Origin of the sequence: uncultured Marinobacter sp. (genome assembly GCF_913055835.1) — a bacterium.
Classification (GTDB): Bacteria; Pseudomonadota; Gammaproteobacteria; order Pseudomonadales; family Oleiphilaceae; genus Marinobacter.
Window position 1 is genome coordinate 16,999 of record NZ_CAJXKQ010000014.1, and the last position, 17,734, is coordinate 34,732.

Here is a 17,734-nt window from a genome sequence, read left to right on the forward strand (position 1 = left end):
TATAGGCTTAAATTTGAGGTTCACCCCATCGATTTTCAACTTACAAAACCGTAGGGTTTACAGACAGTTTTCAGAGGCAATCCGGTTTACCCGGACCAATCGGGGCTCATAATCCTTACCGCCGGCGCGTTGCAGTTTCTGCCCTGCGAAAAAACCCAGCGCCAGACCGGCGATAGCGGACAGCATCGCTGTGCCATCGTGCCCTCCAGACAGGTGGTGCCCGAGAATACTTGCAACCACCATCAGGATAAGCGGTAAGGCATAGACCAGCAGAGAAGCGCCCAGCAACGCTTGTTCGTCAATACCGATGGTGACCTCATCCCCGACCCTGGCGTTGATCGAGTTTGCCACCAGAATCTGGTTGGCGCGCCCACCAGACGCCGCCGCAAGGACTTTCTGGCCGCAGCCATTGCGGGCAGCGCAACTCTGACAGGCACTGGTTCGAATGGTCTGAACCCAGACCCGGTCGCCCTTGAGCGCAACTACCTTTCCGGTTTCGGTAATCACGAGTCACCCGCACCCAGTGCCAATGTGTCCTCAATCCGGACCGACTCTGCCACCTGGCGAGCTGTTTGTGGCGGCAGTTCACCCACAACCGTGATCAGGAAGGCATTGCCCCCCTCCTTCACCTGATGCATGTAAATCGTTGTGGCGCCGATCTTGGAGGCACCCGTAGGCATCTGTACTGGACCAGCAGGTTCAACGAACACCGAGAAAGCTGCCAAACCATCAGAGAAGGCAATGGCCTGGCCCTTGCCGGAGCGCGGCGCCGCGGCAGGTACGAACCCTTCCGGACGCCAGCCAAGCTGCCAACCGTTCATGCGCTGGACCACGGATGCCTGGGGATCGGGCCCGCCCAGCGTTCTGGAGATTTCCCGACCCTGGGTGCGAATCTCAAATTCGCTGTCGGGAATGTCCTCGCCAATGTGCAGACTGGTGAACTGGAACTGCTCAAGCACCTCGCCCTCAGCGTTCCTGACATGGCTCTTTACCAACAGCCCCGTGGATTTTTCCAGCCAGAGCCGATGACTATAACGGTCGGTATCTTTGGCGCTCAGCGCCACCGAAACCACATCGTATCCTGCGACCCGGTCCTCCCCTTTCATTTCTGCCCGGTACCACCGGCTAACCGGCATCAGCTGGCTGGTAAACGCTTCGGCAAACGGCCCCGAGGGAATTACCTGATCGAGTTTCACGCGGCCTGTTTCCGGAAGCACGCAGACCACATTCATGCCCTTGCGAACGATCTCGCCGCTGCCGCCATCCTGGAGCACCAGCCGCTCCTCAACAACACCATCAGTGTAGCGATGCGCAATCTGCATGGAATGCACACTCTCGCCTCGAGCGTAAACAAAAACGCCTCGATAACTGGTCATGTTCAGGGCCGGCCCGAGCCTTTCAAGCCAGACCGATGCCTCATCTTCGTCCGCAGCAGCCGTAAGCGATCCAGCGAGCGCAAGCAGACTACCAACGAGCAATGCAAGCGCACGGCTCCGAACTGAATTAATGAAGGCTCGAGGCATAATGACACTCACTCCGCGATTCAGTAGCCGGCACCGTTGGCGCTGACCAGTCGCGCATAGCCGACGGCACCCCGCCCGGCACCGACACTGTTATGCTGAGCATGTTCCAGCAGGTAGCGACTCATATATTCCCACTGCTCCTCATCAAGGCCCTGCAGGGCAATCTCCCTGACTGGCTGGTCCTGAACAGACGTTTCCGGTGCGGCGGCTGTCACGGACTGAACCGGACCGGCACCAGACGAATCCCAGCCGGCACCGGCACCAAAGCCAACCAGTAGCGCCATGGTAACCATCGCGACCGCCGGCCAGTGCCATCGGCCCGACTGCCTATCCTGAATGGCAGGCTCTGGCCGGACTGCCCCGGAGCCGCGGCCATCGAGCAATTCACGCACGGCAACACTCACATCCATTCCATGGGCCGGCGAGTGACCGTCATGCATCAGGTCCCGCACATCCTGCCAACGCTGCCACTGGGCTCGTACTTCGTCCTGGCTATCATGTGAGAGCAGGCGACGCACCGATAGTTCGTCGGCTTCGTCGTCCATCATCGCGGACAATGTTTCTCTGAGACGATCATCCATGGGATGCAACCTCAATTACGTCACGGAGTGATTGAGTAAAGGTCCAAGATGCTTATCAACCGCATCCCGGGCCCTGAATATTCGTGAACGGACGGTACCGATCGGACACTCGAGAATCCCTGCGATGTCCTCATAGCTCAGGCCATCGTATTCTCTGAGCAGAAAGGCAGAACGCAGCTCCTCGGGAAGCTGGGCAATCGCCCTGTTCAGTTCTTTCTGGAGCTGTTCCCGTTGCAGAAGCCGTTCCGGCGATGCAGTGTCCCGTAGCCGGGAGCCGTCATCAAAATTCTCCGCCTCCGCCGAATCGGCACTGCCCTGCGGGCGCCGCCCCCGGGATTCCAGATAATTCTTCGCGGTATTCACGGCAATCCGGTAAAGCCACGTATAAAAGGCGCTGTCGCCCCTGAAACGCTCTATCGCCCTGAACGCCTTGACGAAGGTTTCCTGGGTCAGATCCATGACTTCCTGACTGTCGTAGACGTAACGGCTTATAATAGAGGCGACCCTGGACTGGTACTTGACCACCAGAAGATCGAAGGCGGCGCGATCGCCATTGCGGACCTTGCGGACCAATTGCAGATCCGTCTGGCTATCCGAATGTTCGCCTTGACGTTTCTCTGTATCCGGAGTCATGGACTGGTTGCCGGGGTTCCCTGATTTGATGGCCAGCTGTCCGGCCTGTACCAAGTTGCGCTGCGTCATTGATGCTATCCGGCGTCCGTTAATGAAACGGGCTCGGCCACCTGTAGGGCGGCTCACCCTGTCAGGCCAAATAGACAGCAAGCGTAAAGTTTAGTTCAATACACGTCCACATTATGGCCTGCGATAACGACCCGATGCCACAGTCCTTCGAATACGATGTTCTCATTATCGGCAGCGGAGCTGCCGGCCTCACCGTCGCCCTCAATCTGCCAGAGCATCTGAAAGTCTGCGTGGTGAGCAAGGCCCAGATCAGCAGTGGCGCAACCCTCTGGGCGCAAGGAGGGATCGCTGCGGTTCTCGATGATCAGGACTCCACCGAAAACCACATCACCGACACTCTGAACGCTGGCGCAGGCCTATGCCATGAGGATGCCGTGCGCTTCACCGTGGAGCACGGCAAGGAGAGCATTGACTGGCTGATCGATTCCGGCGTTGATTTTACCCGGGACCGCGATGAGCATTACCACCTGACGCGGGAAGGCGGGCACAGCCACCGGCGCATCATTCACGCAGCCGATGCCACCGGCCATGCGGTTTCAACGACTCTGACGTCCCAGGCAGAAGCACGCCCAAACATCGAGCTCATGTCCGGTCGTGTGGCGGTGGACCTGATCACCAATCGCAAACTGTCCCTGCCGGGAAATCGATGTGTCGGTGCCTACATCCTGAATCTTGAAGACAACCACGTGGAGCTGTTCCGGGCACGATTCACGGTGATTGCTACCGGTGGCGCGTCCAAGGCATACCGCTACACAACCAATCCGGATGGGGCGTCCGGCGATGGCATCGCCATGGCATGGCGTGCGGGCTGCCGGGTGGCGAACATGGAATTCAACCAGTTCCACCCGACCTGCCTGTATCACCCCCATGCGAAATCCTTCCTGATCACGGAAGCCGTGCGCGGGGAAGGTGGCTTGCTGAAGTTGCCGGATGGGTCCCGGTTCATGGACCGCTTTGACGAGCGCGGCGAACTGGCGCCCCGGGATATCGTTGCCCGGGCCATTGACCATGAAATGAAGCGCCTGGGTGCTGATCATCTGTACCTGGATATCAGTCACAAGCCCGCCGATTTTATCAAGCACCACTTCCCCACCATCTACGAGAAGTGCCTGGGCTTTGGCATTGATATCACCCGAGAGCCCATTCCTGTGGTGCCTGCCGCCCACTATACCTGTGGCGGCGTCATGAGTGACGAGCGGGCCAGGACCGATGTCAATCAGCTCTATGTGGTGGGCGAAGCCGCCTTCACCGGCCTCCATGGTGCCAACCGCATGGCCAGCAACTCCCTGCTTGAATGCCTCGTATACGGACGCGCTGCGGCGGCAGATATTGCTCGCCGGGAAGCCGACATTCCACCACCGCCGGAAGCCCCGGACTGGGACGAAAGCCAGGTCCGGGATTCAGATGAAGACGTGGTTATCTCCCACAACTGGGACGAGCTGCGACATTTCATGTGGGACTACGTGGGCATTGTGCGGACCACCAAGCGCCTGCAGCGGGCCAAACACAGGGTGGACCTGCTGTCTGCCGAGATCGGAGAGTTCTACAGCAATTACCGTGTCACCAACGACCTGCTGGAACTTCGTAACCTGGTCACCGTATCAGACCTGATCATCTGTTCGGCACTGCAACGCAGGGAAAGCCGCGGATTACACTACACGCTGGATTATCCCGGCCTGCTCAATGAGGTCCGTGATACCGTTCTGGTCCCCACGACCTACCGAACGCTCGCGCCCTGAACCAACGCCGACTGTTACACACGATTCAATGGAAAACACTATGTCAGAGACACCCGAATCGACCGAAAAAGCAGAATTCAACCGCCTGTGGTGGCACAGCCGCCGCGGGATGCTGGAGCTGGACAACCTCCTGATTCCATTCATGGAAGAGGCCTACCGCGATCTCGATGCCGAGGATCAGGCCCGCTACAAGAAGCTGCTTACCTGCGAGGACAACGACATGTTCGAGTGGTTCATGCAGCGCAGCCGTCCGGCAGATCCGGACCTTCAACGCATGGTCGACATTATCCTCAGACGTGTCCAACCGGATTGAGCTGACGCTCACCCCCTCCCTGCAGGTTGGCATTCTGGCAGTGCTGCCCTGGATGTTGCTGTTGGCGTTCGTGCTGATTGCGGCGTTGGCCGGCAAGGTCTGGCTACTCGTTGCAGCACCGATTGCACTGGGCGGCGCCGCGCTTGAGTACCGGGCCAGCGGGCTTCTCCTGGGAGGCCGCTCCGTCAATGGCCTTCTGATCGACCAGGGTGAAATGTACGCCAGATTTGAAGACCACCGGCAGGTGCAGGTGCTTCCGCTGGCGTCCAGCCGGATCTGGTCGGGACTGGCACTCTTGAAACTGCGGCCGGCAGGCACAAGATTCCAGTCTTACACCACAATACTGCTGGCGCCGTCACCCGGCAGGCCGGGTAACGTTTCGGCAGAGGATTTCCGTCGCCTGAGGGTCTGGCTCAGACTGGGCCGATCCGGGCAACCATCCACCTGATTCACCGATCTGGAGCACACCATGACCGACACAGACTCTTCTGTATCAGCCATTGCAGACTATCCGCTGGCCAACAGTGGCTGGGCGGTCCTCGACGACCGGGTGGTAGTGCGTATCAGTGGCCCCGGCACCGACAAGTTCCTTCAGGGCCAGTTCAGCCAGAACCTGGACGAGGTAACCCCGGATCGCTCGCCGCGAGCGGCTGCAGCGACTCCCAAAGGGCGTGCCTACTGCCTTACCCGCATGGTTCGGGCCGGTGAAGATATCCTGATGGACTTTCCTTCCGAGCTGGCTGACGACATCATCAGCCACTTGCGCAAATACCTGATGCTGTTTCGTGGAACGACCATGGAGCTGGCCCAGGAAACCAGGATTGTCGGGATTCTGGGTAATGAGCTGGCCGAAAAGCTCGCCGAAAATGCACTGGAAAGCCTCAAGGAACCAGGTGACTCCTGTGCACTCCGTGACGGCATCCTCGTGAAAACCCAGTCGACAGCAGAGGGCACTGCCCGCTATGAGTTCTGGCAAACACAAGACAGTGAAATAGTACTTCCCGCCAGCGCCCGGATACCAGTGACAGACTGGCAGGCCTCCGAGATTGCTGCGGGAGTCGCCTCACTCACCGCCGCCACCCAGGAATCCTTCGTACCACAGATGCTGAACTGGCAACACGTGGGCGGCGTGCATTTCAAAAAGGGTTGCTACACGGGCCAGGAAGTGATTGCCCGGATGCATTTCCTCGGGCAATTGAAAAAGAGCCTGTTCCGTTTCCGTATTGAACAGGCAGAAAACCTGCCAATTCCCGGAAGCGCATTGCTGGCAGGCGAACGTTCAGTGGGAGAGGTTGTGAACTCGGTAAAATATCGTGACGGCAGCGTAGAGCTACTCGCTGTTGTGCGCCACGATGCCGCCGATAGCCCTCTGCATCCGGATGGCATGCCGGAGGCGGCGCTGATGCCAATGCCACTGCCCTACCCGGTGCCCGAAAGGGAAAAAAGCGCACAATCAGATACATAAGTTGACAGGCAAACGCGCCAGAATTTGCTATTTTGCTATGCAGTAGCTCACATATTTGATTGTTCGGACCGTGGCTCAGTTACTCTGGCCACCTATGAACTCTTTAAGCGGACCTTTATTGACCATGTCGAATATTGTTGAAACCATCAAAGCCGATCTCAACGCAGCCATCGATAACGACAAGCTGGTGCTCCCCACCCTTCCGGAGGTAGCCCTTCAGGTCAGAGACATTGCGCAATCCGAGGATTCTTCAATAGCCGATCTGGTCAAGGTCATCAGCAATGACACGGCCCTCTCCGCGCGCATCATCCGGGTAACCAACAGCCCGCTGTTCCGGGGCAGCCGCGCCATAGAAAACCTGAACATGGCGGTAAGCCGCCTGGGCATGGCCTACACCAGTAACCTGGCCATGGGCCTGGCCATGGAGCAGATGTTCCAGGCTACCTCGGACATGATCGACAAGCGCATGCGGGCCACCTGGCAGACCAGCACTGAAGTGGCCGGTGTCTGCCATGTTCTGGCGCAACACTACACCAAACTCAAACCTGACCAGGCCACGCTTGCAGGCCTCGTACACCTGATCGGTGTGCTGCCGATCCTGCGCTATGTGGAAGACCAGGATATCCAGATCAGCAGCATTATGCTGGACAACGTTGTGGATGAACTGCACCCGAAGATCGGGGCGACCATTCTCAAGAAGTGGGATTTCCCGAAGGAGCTCCAGAATGTGCCCCTGGAATACGCCAACTTCAACCGTGAGGTGCCGGCGGCGGACTATGCGGATCTGGTGATGGTGGCTAATCTGCAGCTGGTTGCGGGTTCGGAGCATCCGTGGACTGAGATGGACTGGACAAAGATTTCGGCGTTTGATCGTCTTGGGTTGGATCCGAATGTCGACATGAGCGAGGAAGAGGATCTGAACGCTCAGATGGAAGCGGCTATGGCGCTGCTTCAGTAATACCCTGTACTTCTTGCCCCCTCGCTTTTTGGTGGCTGGCGCGGGGGAGGTGAGTCTTTCCCTCGGGAAAAGAACTCGCTGCGCTCAGACACCTTTTCCTGTCGGGAAAGACTCACCGCCCCCACACCGATCGAACCTTGGAAGGGCACTTCTTACCTGCCCTTTCAGCTTTTCTTGTATCTCTCGATTAGCTCAGCTTTGCTGGGCAGCGCCCAATTCACCGTGGGCTTGCCCTGCTGCTGAAGCCAGTCGTTCGCCTTTGAGAAGTGCTTGCAACCGAAGAAGCCCCGGTAAGCGCTCAGTGGCGAGGGATGGGGGCCGTCGAGAACCAGATGTTTGTTGCGGTCGATGTGCTGGCCTTTCTTTTTGGCGTAGCTGCCCCAGAGCAGGAAGACGACGCCTTCCCGTTCGCGGTTGATGGTTTCGATGACTTTGTCGGTGAAGGTTTCCCAGCCTTTGCCCTGATGAGCGCCGGCCTGGCCCTGTACGACGGTTAGGACGCTATTGAGCAGCAATACGCCCTGTTCGGCCCAGGGTTGCAGGCAGCCGTGGTCCGGGGGGGCGATACCCAGGTCGTCCTGGATTTCCTTGAAGATGTTCACCAGCGAGGGCGGGATAGCCACGTTCGGGCGCACGGAGAAGCACAGGCCATGGGCCTGGCCCGGGCCGTGGTAGGGGTCTTGCCCCAGGATGACCACCCTTACGTTTTCCAGCGGGGTGCTGTTGAGGGCGTTGAAGCAGTGCTGGCTGGCGGGGAACAGGACTTTGCCGGCCTGCTCCTCAGCGGCGAGGAAATCCGCCAAACCTTCCATGTAGGACTGGCGGAACTCTTCCGCGAGGTGTTCTTTCCAGCCCCGGTCGGGCCTGAGCTGGCTGGCCAGTACCTCAACCGGGCTCATGGATTACTCCTCGTCTTTGCGGCTGTCGGCCTTGTGCTCCGGGCGCATGGCCGGGAACAGGATGACGTCGCGGATGGACGCTGAATTGGTCAGCAGCATAGCCAGGCGGTCAATACCAATGCCTTCACCGGCGGTAGGCGGCAGGCCGTATTCCAGGGCCATCACGTAGTCTTCGTCGTAGAACATGGCCTCGTCGTCGCCGGCGTCTTTCTCCGCCACCTGGGCCTGGAAGCGCTCGGCCTGGTCTTCGGCGTCGTTCAGCTCGGAGAATCCGTTGGCGATTTCGCGGCCGCCCACGAAGAACTCGAAGCGTTCGGTGACGAACGGATTGCTGTCTTTGCAGCGAGCCAGGGGCGACACTTCTTTCGGGTACTCGGTGATAAACGTCGGTTGCATCAGGCGATGCTCTGCCGTCGCCTCGAAAATCTCGATCTGGACCTTGCCCAGGCCCCAACCATCCTTGAGATGAATGCCAAGGTCTTTCGCAACCTGGCGGGCACTGGCATCGTCTGCCAGCTGCTCGGGCTTGATGTCCGGGTTGTAGCGCAGGATGGCGTCAACCACGGTCAGACGCTCAAAGGTTTTGCCGAAATCGTACTCGATGGTTTCTTCGCTGCCATCCGCCAGGGTGCGGCTGTTGACCACCGTGGTGGTGCCCAGCACTTTCTGGGTAATGGTGCGCAGCATGTCCTCGGTCAGATCCATCAGGTCGTTGTAGTCTGCGTAGGCCTGGTAGAACTCGACCATGGTAAATTCCGGGTTATGACGGGTGGAAAGCCCCTCATTGCGGAAGTTCCGGTTGATCTCGAATACCCGCTCGAACCCGCCAACCACCAGGCGCTTCAGGAACAGCTCCGGGGCAATCCGCAGGTACATGTCGATGCCCAGGGCGTTATGATGGGTCACGAAGGGGCGCGCGGTGGCGCCGCCGGGGATCACCTGCAGCATCGGGGTTTCCACTTCCATGAAGTCCCGGTCGGTGAAGTACTGGCGCATGGCGCTGATGATCTTCGAGCGCGCATAAAACACCCGACGGCTGTCCTCGTTGACCATCAGGTCAACATAACGATGGCGGTAGCGGGCTTCGGTATCGGTCAGGCCCTTGTGCTTCTCGGGCAGCGGACGCAGGGACTTGGTGAGCAACACATACTCATCCATGGTCACGTAGAGGTCGCCCTTGCCCGATTTGGACAGGGTGCCACGCACACCTACGATGTCTCCCAGATCCCAGTGTTTGGTATCTTTCTGAACATCCTTGGAGGCATAGATCTGGATCCGGCCGGTCATGTCCTGAACCACTTTGAATGCCTTGCGATCGAGCATCATGCGGCCGGCAATGGCCACCTTGATACCGAGGGACTCCAGCTCTTCCTTGGATTTATCACCATACTTCGCCTGCAGCTCGGCGGCGGTGGCGTCACGACGGAAGTCGTTCGGGAAGGCATTGCCCTGGTCGCGCATCTCTGACAGCTTGGCGCGGCGCTCGGCAATCAGCTTGTTGTCCTCATGCTGTGCGGCATTCTGGGTTTGATCAGTCATTTTGGCTCACTAGAAATCGGGTTGTCCGGGTTAGCGTGGCAAAGGCGCTGGTTACAGCGCCATCTTCAGGCTGGCTTCGATGAACTTGTCAATGTCACCGTCCAGCACCGACTGGGTGTTACTGGTTTCTACCTTGGTGCGCAGATCCTTGATACGGCTGTCATCCAGAACGTAGGAGCGGATCTGGCTGCCCCAACCGATATCGGCCTTGGCGTCCTCGGCTTTCTGCTTCTCGGCGTTGCGCTCCTGCATCTCACGCTCAAACAGCTTCGCTTTCAGCTGCTTCATGGCCTGATCCTTGTTCTGGTGCTGGCTTCGGCCAGCCTGACAGGCCACAACAATACCGGTGGGGTTGTGAGTCAGACGTACCGCCGACTCGGTCCGGTTAACGTGCTGACCACCGGCGCCGGACGCACGGTACACATCCACCCGAAGATCCGCCGGGTTGATTTCAATTTCGAAGCTGTCATCCACTTCCGGTGACACGAACACGGAAGAGAACGAGGTGTGGCGGCGATTGCCGGAATCGAACGGGGACTTACGCACCAGCCGGTGAACGCCGGTTTCGGTACGCAACCAGCCATAGGCATAGTCGCCCTGGATGTGAATGGTGGCACTCTTGATGCCGGCCACTTCACCTTCCATCAGCTCGACAATCTCGGCCTTGAAGCCCCGGCGCTCGGCCCAGCGCAGATACATGCGCAGCAGCATGTTGGCCCAGTCCTGTGCTTCGGTACCGCCGGAGCCGGCCTGGATGTCAAGATAGGCATTGTTGGCGTCCATTTCACCGGAGAACATGCGGCGGAATTCGAGTTTCTCGAGCTCTTTATCCAGGCCCTCAAGATCGGACTCGATCTCGGCAACAGTGCCCTCGTCCTCTTCTTCTGCGGCAATATCCAGCAGGCCTTCGGCGTCTTCCAGGCCTGAGGTGAGGTTGTCGATGGTCTTGACGATCAGTTCAAGGTCCGCGCGCTCTTTGCCCAGAGCCTGTGCCCGCTCCGGGTCGTCCCAGACGCTTGGCTGCTCCAGTTCGCGCTCAACTTCGATCAGTCGCTCACTACGCTGATCGTAGTCAAAGATACCCCCTGAGCGCTTCAGTGCGCTCACGAAGCTCTTTAATCTTCGTCACAATGGGATTAATTTCCATGAAACCCTTACTCGCTCTAGAAAATGGAGAGTAAAAACAGAGGCGGGATTCTACCGGAAATCCGTTTGTAAATCAGCCTGTGGGTTTCCGCAGCGGGTTAGGTTCTGACCTATGCTTGTGGGTTTTTAGGATTGTGTGCTGAGGGGCTGGCTCCGCGGAGGGGTGAGGTTTTCTTTCGTAAAAAGAACTCGCTGCGCTCAGACACCTTTTTACTGCAGAAAACCTCACCCCACCACGCAGCCGAGAGACATCCCTGCTGGCCGCCACGACGCCTGGGCTTGAATGCACAGGCCGCGTTACTTATTGTTGAAGTTAATCTCACCATAGCCTGATCGGCCGGGGGCCGGGGGTGCTTTTTCTGCCGGGAAAAGGTGTCTGAGCGCAGCGAGTTCTTTTCCCAGAAGAAAAAGCACCCCCGGCTCGCGGCCAGCCACCAGAACTAGCCGGCCCCGAGGAATTAAGAGAGCGGCTCCAGATAATCCACCAGCAACTGCAGATTGGTCCGCCCTCGGAAGGTATTGGCATCCGGCTTGTACACCACCCGGGCACCGGTTTGGGTGTAATCAGGCACTTCCGGCCCGGTATTGAAGGCAATGCCGTCGATGATGCCGCCGCCCTCAACCGGTTGCAGAACCAGCTTCAGATGGTTTTCACCGACGATTCGCTGACTCACCACCCGAAACTCGCCATCGAACAACGGCTCCGGGAAATGCTGACCCCAGGGGCCAGCCCGCTTGAGCAGTGCGGCGGTGTCCAGGGAAAGTTCGTCCACCCCCAGAGGGCCGTCGGTGGTGATCGCAGCCTCCAGGTCTTCGGCGGAGGCGCTGTCGCGGACGGCCCGGTCGAAGGCTTCGGAGAAGGCATCCAGATCCGCTTTGGCCAGGGTCATGCCGGCAGCCATGGCGTGGCCGCCGAACTTCTTCAGCATGCCAGGATGGCGTGAATCGACAACGGCGAGTACATCACGGATATGCAAACCCGGGATGGACCGGGCAGACCCTTTGATGTCCTCGCCATTATCGTCCGGCGCAAAGGCAATGGTGGGCCTGTGGGTCTGTTCCCGAATCCGGGCGGCAAGGATGCCGATGACGCCCTGATGCCAGTCTCGATCAAACAGGGCCAGCCCCCAGGGCAGCCCCTCAAGATCCAGGGACATGGAGGCCAGCAGGTCCTGGGCCTGGGCTTTCATGTCTTTCTCGATAGTTCGGCGTTCCCGGTTGAAGGTATCCAGCTCCCGGGCCAGGCGCCGTGCCTCATCTGGGCTGTCGGCCAGCAGGCAGGCAATGCCGATGCTCATATCATCCAGCCTCCCGGCGGCATTCAGGCGGGGCCCGACCACAAATCCGAGGTCGGTTGAGCTGATTGCCGTGCGGTCCCGGCCCGCCACTTCCAGCAGCGCCAGGATGCCGGGTCGCGCCTCGCCCTGCCTGATCCGGCGCAGGCCCTGCTCGACAAAGATCCGGTTGTTGTGATCCAGGGGGACAACATCGGCCACCGTGCCGAGCGCTACAAGGTCCAGCAGGCTGCCCAGATTGGGCTCGGGCTCCGGCAGACGATTGGTTTCCCGAAGCTGCTTGCGCAACGCGGTGAGGACATAAAACATCACGCCAACGCCAGCGGCGTTCTTGCTCAGGAACGGGCAGCCCGGCTGGTTGGGGTTAACGATGGCGTCCGCATCCGGGAGCTCCTCGCCGGCCAGGTGATGATCGGTCACCACCACCTTGACGCCAAGTTCCTTGGCGGCTCGAACGCCCTCAATAGCGGATATGCCGTTATCGACGGTAACCATCAGGTCGGGAAGCTGACCTTCATCGCGCAAGCGCTCAATAATACCCGGCGTCAGGCCGTAGCCGTCGGCAAAACGGCTGGGGACGCGAAAATCGATGCTCTGAAGCCCCAGCATTGACAGGCCAAGCATGGCGACGGCAGTGCTGGTGGCACCATCGGCGTCAAAATCGCCGAGTACAAGCACCCGCTGTTGCTGCTCGATCGCTTCCGCAAGAAGTTCGACTGCCCGGTCGATGCCACGAAGTGACATGGGGGATGCCAGGTGTTTCAGCGTGTAGCTGAGCTGCTCATCGGAAGTAACGCCACGGGCGGCGTAAAGGCGACGAAGTAAGGGAGGCAGGTTTTCCCCCCAGTCCGGGAACATCTCGGGCTGGGGGCGACGCAGGATCTTTTTTGGTGTCATACCCGATCAGGCGTTTTTCCAGTGCTTGGCGATAAATTCCTGAACACCGGCAATGTTGTTGTCCAGCACCGTGTAACGTTCTTCCCGCTCGAACAGGTCGGCCATATGGGCCGGCAGAGGCGGCTCGACGCTGACGCCGGACTCGGCAACGGCATCCGGGAACTTGGCCGGGTGGGCTGTACCCAGGGTGATCATTGGCACCGCCGGATCGCGGCGACAGGTCCTCGCGGCCCGAACGCCAATGGCGGTGTGCGGGTCCAGCAGATACTCGTTCTGCTCGTACACCTCGCGAATGGTGTCACAAGTTGTCTTATCGTCCACGGCGTCACTGTCGAACAGCTTGCGGGCATGCTTCCAGCGATAGTCCTCGATGCTGACCGGGCCCTTGGCCGCGTTTTCCAACAGGGATTTTACCGCCAGACCGTCGCGGCCGTGCAGGTCGAACAGCAGGCGCTCGAAGTTGCTGGACACCATGACGTCCATGCTTGGGGAGAGCGTATGCTCAAGCTGATGCTGCTCGTATTTGTTGCCGCTCATGAACCGGTGCAGGATGTCGTTGCGATTGGTGGCGATCACCAGCTGGGAGATCGGCAACCCCATTTTCTTCGCCAGATAGCCGGCAAAGATGTCCCCGAAGTTACCGGTGGGCACTGAGAACGCCATGCTGCGATCTGGACCGCCCAGGGCCAGTGAAGCGTGGAAGTAGTACACAATCTGGGCCATGATCCGCGCCCAGTTGATGGAGTTCACTGCTGCCAGCTGGGTTTTTCCGCCCATGAAGGACTGGTTACCGAAGCTCTCCTTCACCATGCGCTGACAATCATCGAAGTTGCCACGCACCGCAATGTTATGGATGTTGTCACCCTGAACGGTGGTCATCTGCCGGCGCTGCACCTCGGATACCCGCTGGTAAGGATGCAGGATGAAGATGTCCACATGCTCGCAACGTCGGCAGCCTTCAATGGCGGCCGACCCGGTATCACCGGAAGTGGCGCCCATAATCACCACGTGTTGTTTGCGCTTTTCCAACACATAGTCCAGCAGGCGACCCAGCAGTTGCAGGGCAAAATCCTTGAACGCCAGCGTGGGACCGCGGAACAGCTCCATGACCCATTCGTTGGTATCCAGCTGAACCAGCGGCGCGACCGCCTTATGGGCGAACACGGCGTAGGTTTCGTCCAGCATCTTGCGGAAATGGTCCGCCGGGATGGCATCGTCCACGAACGGATGCATGACGTTGAAGGCCAGCTCACTGTAGGACAGCCCACGCCAGCTGCGGATTTCCTCGAGGCTGAAATGCGGCAGGGATTCGGGCACATAGAGCCCGCCATCTGTCGCCAAGCCCGTTAGCAAAACATCCTCAAAACCCAGTGCGGGGGCTTCACCCCGCGTACTGATGTATCTCACGTTCGTACCTGTCAGTTGAAGTTTTCAGCGCGGATGCGGACAACCTGGCCATCGGTATCGGACAGGGCTTCCAGCTCTTCAATCGCACGGTTAATCTGCCGCTCCTGAACGGTGTGGGTCAGGATGATCACCGGAATACGACCGTCTTTCAGCTCTGACTCTTTCTGCATGATCGACTCGATATTGATGCCATGCTCGCTTAGGATGGAGGCAATCTTTGCCAGCACACCCGGACGATCCAGAGCGGTAATGCGCAGGTAATAGGCAGACTGGATGTCCTCCATGGACAACACATCCAGCTCTTCCATGGCATCCGGTGAGAAACCAAGGTATGGCACACGCAGGTTGCTTTCTGTTGCTACGGCACGCGCAACATCAACGATATCCGCGATAACCGCAGAGGCGGTGGCCTCATCCCCTGCGCCGGGGCCGTAATACATGGTCTGGCCAACGGCATCGCCATCCACCAGGACCGCATTTAGCACCCCATCAACCTGGGCAATCAAATGGCTCTGGGGCACGAGGGTGGGGTGAACGCGAAGTTCAATGCCATCATCCCGACGACGGGCAATGCCAAGATGTTTGATGCGATACCCTAACAGCTCCGCGTGGGAAATATCATAAGGCGTGATTTTCGAAATGCCTTCTGTGAAGCCCTTTTCGAATTGCAGGGGCACACCAAAGCCGGCGGACGCCAGGATGGTGAGTTTGTGGGCGGCATCAATGCCTTCCACATCAAAGGTCGGATCTGCTTCAGCGTACCCCAGGTCTTGGGCTTCCTTGAGCACTTCGGAAAATTCCCGACCAGCACGCATCTCAGTCAGAATGTAGTTACCGGTGCCGTTGATAATACCGGCAATCCAGTCGATGCGGTTTGCCGCCATGCCTTCACGTACGGCCTTGATGACCGGAATACCACCGGCAACTCCCGCCTCATAGGCCACCACAACGCCGGCTTTCTCTGCCGCTTCGAAAATTTCGTTGCCGTGGACAGCGATCAGGGCCTTGTTGGCGGTAACCACATGCTTGCCATTGCGGATAGCCGCAAGCACCAGCTCCCGAGCTGCGTCATAGCCACCAATCAATTCGACCACGATATCGACACCGGGATCGTTCACCACGTCGTAAATGTCGGTGCTGAAGGGCACATCGCCAAGATCCATATCCTCGCGCGCCCGCCTACTGGCAATCCGGGTAATTCGGATATTGCACCCTGCCCGGCCGGCAATCAGCCTGGCGTTGCGGGTCAAGACATTAAAGGTACCGCCGCCGACGGTTCCCAATCCGCAGATTCCGACACTGACGTCTTTCAAACTCTCACCTCTGATCCCGAAGGGGTGCTGATGAATTATGTTAGGCGGGCATAGTATACCGATTCAGGCCTCACTGAATAAGCCCTGAATCGGATCCACAGAAAATACCGTCCACTGCAGCCCGGACGACCGGTCCGGGATGCTATCAGAGCAAACCGAGCCCTTCGGCCAGACGCTGCGCCGGGACATAGCCACGAACCATGTTACCGTCTTCCAGCACGATGGCGGGCGTGCCGGTTACACCAACCCGACCACCCAACTCAAACTGCTCACGCACCGGATTTTCACAGCTTGCGTCGGCAACCTTTCGGCCGGCCTTGGCTGCGTCCATGGCCGCCTGTTGATCGTCAGCGCACCAGACCGACTCGTATTTTCTGAAAGACGCAGTATTGGGACCGGACCGCGGGAAGGCGTAGTAATTGACGGTAATCCCGTAGTCGTTAAGCTGGGGCACTTCATCATGAAGCTTCCGGCAATAAGGACAGTCGATATCAGTGAACACACTCACGACGGCCTTTTCGTTTTGCGCAGGAAAGCTGATCACCCCCTCATCACCATAGTCCGCCATCATTTCGCGACGGGCCTCAGTGCGGGCGGCCTCGGTGACATTGGCAATGCCCTGATCAGTGATCTTCAGAAGATCACCCGTCATCAAATACTGGCCATCCTCGGTTGCATAGATCGTCTCGCCATTGTTGCTCTGAACTTCATAGAGCCCTTTTGCCTCTGACTCCTTTACCGACATCACCTGAAGGCCCGGGACCGCCTCGGTCAGGCGCTCGGAAATTCGATCTTCAACCTCACCGGCACTGGCACTCGCCATAACGAGTGAGCCAAAACCGAAGGCAAGCGCCACAACCGTATGTTTCATATTCATTCTGACAAACAACCTTTTTCAGAGATCAGTTACAAACCCGGGCAGTATTGGCACAGGCCGGGAATCAATTCAATGCGACAAGAACAAAAAAGGAAAGTTCACCTCCGCCAGCGCAAGCAGCAGCTCCATCATCCCCTGGGATGATGGGCCTGATGAAGCGACTGGAGCCGTTGGCGGGCCACATGGGTATATATCTGGGTCGTTGACAGGTCGGAGTGCCCCAGAAGCATCTGGACAACGCGCAGATCCGCGCCATGATTGAGCAGGTGCGTGGCAAACGCGTGCCGGAGTGTATGGGGAGACAGGTGTTTGCGGATACCCACTCGCAAGGCGTAATGCTTGATGCGGTGCCAGAATGTCTGACGGGTCATCGCCGCCGCGCGACTGCCGGGGAACAGCGCATCGCAGGAGCGGCCTTTCAGAAGCTCCGACCGGCCCTCCTTCATGTACTGCAGCAGCCAGTCAACCGCCTCCTCCCCGAGGGGCACGAGCCGTTCCTTGTCACCCTTGCCAGTTATCCGAACCACGCCCTGGCGCAGATTTACCTGGTCAACCCGGAGCTCTGTCAGCTCGGAGACTCTCAGCCCACAACCATAGAGTATCTCGAGCATGGCCTTGTCCCGAAGCTCGATGGCAATGCCGGGATCCGGCTCGGAAAGCAGCGCATCCACTTCGTCTTCCGTAAGAGAATCCGGAAGACGCCGGGGCAGCCTCGGACTGTCGATTCGCAAGGTCGGGTCTTCAGCAATCAGCCCTTCGCGCAGCAAAAACCGGTAAAACCGTCGAAGTCCGGACAACCGCCTGGCCGCCGTGGAGCTCTTTACCCCTTCCGCCAGCCCACGCGACATCCACGCCAGAAGATCGGTTCGGCGAACCTCGGTCAGTGCCGGCTTGCCAGGCTGGCTCTCCAGCCACTCCGACAATCGAGACAAATCACTCCGGTAGGCTTGCCGAGTCTTCTCGCCAAGCCCGTCCTCCAGCCAGATGGCATCGACAAACCGGACAATTACAGACTCATCTTCAGCTCTCATGGCAAGCCCCCAGGCTGCGAACGTCTCACGACAAGCATACCGGAACCTC

General features: G+C 58.8%; 17 protein-coding genes. 5 read left to right on the forward strand and 12 right to left on the reverse strand.

The genetic code is table 11. From position 1 onward, the window contains the following. Nucleotides 1-57: 57 nt before the first annotated feature. The 4 genes from QZ534_RS09580 to rpoE form a co-directional block, all read right to left on the reverse strand. The gene (locus QZ534_RS09580; RefSeq protein WP_296934027.1) at nucleotides 58-507 is read right to left on the reverse strand and encodes a SoxR reducing system RseC family protein; all 450 of its coding nucleotides are present in this window, start codon (nucleotides 505-507) and stop codon (nucleotides 58-60) included. Beyond that, a complete protein-coding gene (locus QZ534_RS09585) occupies nucleotides 504-1,478 on the reverse strand; it encodes a MucB/RseB C-terminal domain-containing protein (RefSeq protein WP_296934124.1) in 975 nt (324 codons plus the stop codon). The genes QZ534_RS09580 and QZ534_RS09585 overlap by 4 nt, the downstream gene beginning before the upstream one ends. Nucleotides 1,479-1,543: 65 nt before the next feature. Then, nucleotides 1,544-2,104 (reverse strand): sigma-E factor negative regulatory protein, encoded by a 561-nt coding sequence (locus tag QZ534_RS09590; protein ID WP_296934029.1) that lies wholly within the window; start codon nucleotides 2,102-2,104, stop codon nucleotides 1,544-1,546. A 15-nt stretch (nucleotides 2,105-2,119) separates the two neighbouring features. Beyond that, nucleotides 2,120-2,806, reverse strand: a complete 687-nt coding sequence (rpoE, locus tag QZ534_RS09595) for an RNA polymerase sigma factor RpoE (protein WP_296934031.1) — start codon at nucleotides 2,804-2,806, stop codon at nucleotides 2,120-2,122. A gap of 134 nt (nucleotides 2,807-2,940) precedes the next feature. Between rpoE and nadB the strand changes: the two genes are divergently transcribed. The 5 genes from nadB to QZ534_RS09620 all read left to right on the forward strand — a co-directional run bounded on the left by nadB (nucleotide 2,941) and on the right by QZ534_RS09620 (nucleotide 7,281). Continuing rightward, entirely contained in the window at nucleotides 2,941-4,545 is a 1,605-nt protein-coding gene (gene nadB, locus QZ534_RS09600) for an L-aspartate oxidase (protein WP_296934032.1), read from the forward strand. Nucleotides 4,546-4,585: 40 nt separating this feature from the next. After that, nucleotides 4,586-4,858: a succinate dehydrogenase assembly factor 2 gene (locus tag QZ534_RS09605; RefSeq protein WP_296934033.1), complete on the forward strand. Its 273-nt coding sequence runs from the start codon at nucleotides 4,586-4,588 to the stop codon at nucleotides 4,856-4,858. Beyond that, the gene (locus QZ534_RS09610) at nucleotides 4,842-5,306 is read left to right on the forward strand and encodes a hypothetical protein (protein ID WP_296934035.1); all 465 of its coding nucleotides are present in this window, start codon (nucleotides 4,842-4,844) and stop codon (nucleotides 5,304-5,306) included. Before QZ534_RS09605 ends, QZ534_RS09610 begins: the two co-directional genes overlap by 17 nt. A gap of 21 nt (nucleotides 5,307-5,327) precedes the next feature. Next, nucleotides 5,328-6,323: a folate-binding protein gene (locus QZ534_RS09615; RefSeq protein WP_296934037.1), complete on the forward strand. Its 996-nt coding sequence runs from the start codon at nucleotides 5,328-5,330 to the stop codon at nucleotides 6,321-6,323. Between the two features lie 124 nt (nucleotides 6,324-6,447). Further along, nucleotides 6,448-7,281 carry an HDOD domain-containing protein gene (locus QZ534_RS09620; protein ID WP_296934038.1) on the forward strand — a complete coding sequence of 278 codons (834 nt, stop codon included), beginning with the start codon at nucleotides 6,448-6,450 and terminating at the stop codon, nucleotides 7,279-7,281. 164 nt (nucleotides 7,282-7,445) lie between these two features. Here QZ534_RS09620 and ung read toward each other — a convergent pair whose 3' ends face one another. The 8 genes from ung to xerD all read right to left on the reverse strand — a co-directional run bounded on the left by ung (nucleotide 7,446) and on the right by xerD (nucleotide 17,685). Further along, nucleotides 7,446-8,180, reverse strand: a complete 735-nt coding sequence (gene ung, locus QZ534_RS09625) for a uracil-DNA glycosylase (RefSeq protein WP_296934039.1) — start codon at nucleotides 8,178-8,180, stop codon at nucleotides 7,446-7,448. A 3-nt stretch (nucleotides 8,181-8,183) separates the two neighbouring features. After that, nucleotides 8,184-9,719 carry a lysine--tRNA ligase gene (gene lysS / locus QZ534_RS09630; protein WP_296934040.1) on the reverse strand — a complete coding sequence of 512 codons (1,536 nt, stop codon included), beginning with the start codon at nucleotides 9,717-9,719 and terminating at the stop codon, nucleotides 8,184-8,186. Between the two features lie 51 nt (nucleotides 9,720-9,770). After that, nucleotides 9,771-10,866, reverse strand: a protein-coding gene (gene prfB / locus QZ534_RS09635; RefSeq protein WP_099045589.1) for a peptide chain release factor 2 whose coding sequence is annotated in 2 segments (ribosomal slippage) — nucleotides 9,771-10,793 and nucleotides 10,795-10,866 — 1,095 coding nt in all. Because the reading frame shifts where the segments join, the coding sequence is not laid out codon by codon here. Nucleotides 10,867-11,323: 457 nt separating this feature from the next. Further along, on the reverse strand, nucleotides 11,324-13,057 hold the full coding sequence (recJ, locus tag QZ534_RS09640; RefSeq protein ID WP_296934041.1) for a single-stranded-DNA-specific exonuclease RecJ: 1,734 nt from the start codon (nucleotides 13,055-13,057) through the stop codon (nucleotides 11,324-11,326). Nucleotides 13,058-13,063: 6 nt separating this feature from the next. Beyond that, complete coding sequence (gene thrC / locus QZ534_RS09645) at nucleotides 13,064-14,464, reverse strand: threonine synthase (protein ID WP_296934042.1); 1,401 nt, start codon at nucleotides 14,462-14,464, stop codon at nucleotides 13,064-13,066. An 11-nt stretch (nucleotides 14,465-14,475) separates the two neighbouring features. Beyond that, nucleotides 14,476-15,777 carry a homoserine dehydrogenase gene (locus QZ534_RS09650; RefSeq protein WP_296934043.1) on the reverse strand — a complete coding sequence of 434 codons (1,302 nt, stop codon included), beginning with the start codon at nucleotides 15,775-15,777 and terminating at the stop codon, nucleotides 14,476-14,478. 145 nt (nucleotides 15,778-15,922) lie between these two features. Then, complete coding sequence (locus QZ534_RS09655; RefSeq protein ID WP_296934044.1) at nucleotides 15,923-16,654, reverse strand: DsbC family protein; 732 nt, start codon at nucleotides 16,652-16,654, stop codon at nucleotides 15,923-15,925. Nucleotides 16,655-16,782: 128 nt separating this feature from the next. Beyond that, a complete protein-coding gene (xerD, locus tag QZ534_RS09660; RefSeq protein ID WP_296934045.1) occupies nucleotides 16,783-17,685 on the reverse strand; it encodes a site-specific tyrosine recombinase XerD in 903 nt (300 codons plus the stop codon). Between the last annotated feature and the right edge of the window lie 49 nt (nucleotides 17,686-17,734).